A 2,197-nucleotide genomic window follows, 5' to 3' on the forward strand; every position below is an offset into this window, starting at 1 on the left:
CCGACAGGCCGGCAACCCTCAGCGCTCAACCTCCACTGCACGCAAACTAGTTTTCTTTCTCCAACAACTCTTGCTCGTATTCGCGGTCGATAGCGCCCTCGGCGTGCGGCGGATCGATCTCGAAGGGAACCTTCTTCGTGAACAAGCTCACCAGCGGCACGATGATCAGCGACAACACCATGGCTATAGCGCCGCAGTTAATGGGACTGGCAATAAGCGGCACTCCGAAGAACCCAGCGATCATGTTGCCCGTGGTCAGGCCCACGCCCACGATGAAGCTGGCCCACACCGCCGCCTTCGAGATACGCCTGCTGTACAGACCCCAGAAGAACGGGCCCAGAAACGACCCGGCCAGTGCGCCCCAGGAAATGCTCATGAGCTGCGCGATGAACGTAATGGAGGAGTTGTACTGCATAATAGCCATCACCGCCGAGATAGCGATGAACACCACCAGCAGCACGCGCATGTAGCCGAGCTGCCTCTTCTCGCTCATGTCCTTCACGATATTGTCTTTGATCAGGTCAAGCGTAAGCGTGCTTGACGACGTCAACACCAACGACGACAGCGTGGACATGGAGGCGGACAGCACCAGTACGATAACGATGCCGATAAGCAGGTCAGGCAGCGTGGACAGCATGGTGGGAATAATGGAGTCGTACACCGGCGTGCCAGCCGCCGTCATCTCGACCTGTCCACCGTACAGCCGACCGAAACCGCCCAAGAAGTAGCTGCCGCCCGCAACGATCATGGCGAACACCGTGGAAATGATGGCTCCCTGCTTCACCGCAGGGCCGCTTTTGATAGCGTAGAACTTCTGCACCATCTGGGGCAGACCCCAGGTACCCAAGCTGGTAAGGATGATAACGCCCAGCAGGTCGGGCAGATTCGGGCCAAAGAAGCTGACGAACGGCCCCGCCATCTCGCTGCCCTCGGAGGGGATCAGCGACAGCTGGTTGATGGCCTCGATGAAGCCGCCGTTGTTCACCAGCACGGCCACGATGACGGCCACGATGCCGACCAGCATGACGATGCCTTGGATAAAGTCGTTCATGACCGTGGCCATGTAGCCGCCCAGCACCACGTAAATGCACGTGATAACGGCCATGCCGATGACGCACACCTCGTAGGGCAGGCCGAACGCCATGCCGAACAAGCGCGACAGGCCGTTGTAAACGCTGGCCGTGTACGGAATGAGGAACACGAAGATGATGGCCGCGGCCGCGATGCGCAAACTTTTCGACTGGAAACGCTCGCCGAAGAACTCGGGCATCGTGGACGCACCCAGGCGGTGCGTCATCTCGCGCGTGCGTGGACCCAGCACCCACCAGGCTAACAAGCTGCCCAAAATGGCGTTGCCGATGCCGATCCAGGTAGCTGCGATGCCGTATTTCCATCCGAACTGACCGGCATATCCCACGAAGATAACCGCTGAGAAATAGCTGGTGCCGAACGCGAATGCCGAAAGCCACGGCCCCACGCTACGCCCTCCCAGCACGAACCCGTCGACGCTTCGAGCATGTTGTCGGCAGTAGATGCCCACGCCCACCGCCACACCGACGAAAATGAGCACCATCAGTATCTTTTCAATCATTTTTCTCGTCCTATCGTTGCTGCAATGACTTTTTCATGTTTCAAACTGTCAGCGAAAAATTCGCCTCGGTTGCTTTACTCGCATTAACCGTTTTGCTCGTTTTACCGCTTTAGTTGCTTTAAAGAACCGAATCGCCTTTGACGCGCTGGGCCAGCCATGCCTGATCGAGCGACTATCCGCTTTCCTGCGCCCACAGAATCGGGCATCGGCTTCCACCTACACGAGCAGAAAACCTTTGGAAACGAGAGACGGCAAAACACCAGGAACCCACCGGGATGGAGCAGCGATTGCGCGGCGAACGTTTCACGTGCAACATTCAGCCCTACCACCGGGTGCGGCGCACATGACCTTGCCCTTCCCTGGCGTGCGCGGCACTCTATCGGTGCAGCGCAGCACAGGAGGCAAGCCCATGTGCTAAAGGTATCGATAGGAATAATAGGAAGGGGAAATGAAAAAAACGCCAACCTTTTGTAGGTTGTCGAAAGCAGCTCCAGTATGTTCCCCTGCAGAATGCATGCGCACACTTTATCACAGTGGAGCAAATTCAGCTCGACAATTAAGAGCAATCGTAAAGAAATGCCGCTCATCGCCAACATTTGATGGTTA

At 57.1% G+C, this 2,197-nt stretch carries 1 protein-coding gene; it reads right to left on the minus strand.

Annotated features, from left to right (window positions below):
* Positions 1-46: 46 nt before the first annotated feature.
* Positions 47-1,591, minus strand: coding sequence for a sodium:solute symporter family protein (locus RR842_RS03025; RefSeq protein WP_332522224.1), 1,545 nt, complete (start codon positions 1,589-1,591; stop codon positions 47-49).
* Between the last annotated feature and the right edge of the window lie 606 nt (positions 1,592-2,197).

This window comes from Gordonibacter sp., from assembly GCF_036667095.1.
Taxonomy (GTDB): Bacteria; Actinomycetota; Coriobacteriia; order Coriobacteriales; family Eggerthellaceae; genus Gordonibacter.

Bases quoted from the DNA above. Each gene is read 5' to 3' on its own strand.
- RR842_RS03025 (WP_332522224.1), bottom strand. From the start codon at position 1,591: ATGATTGAAAAGATACTGATGGTGCTCATTTTCGTCGGTGTGGCGGTG.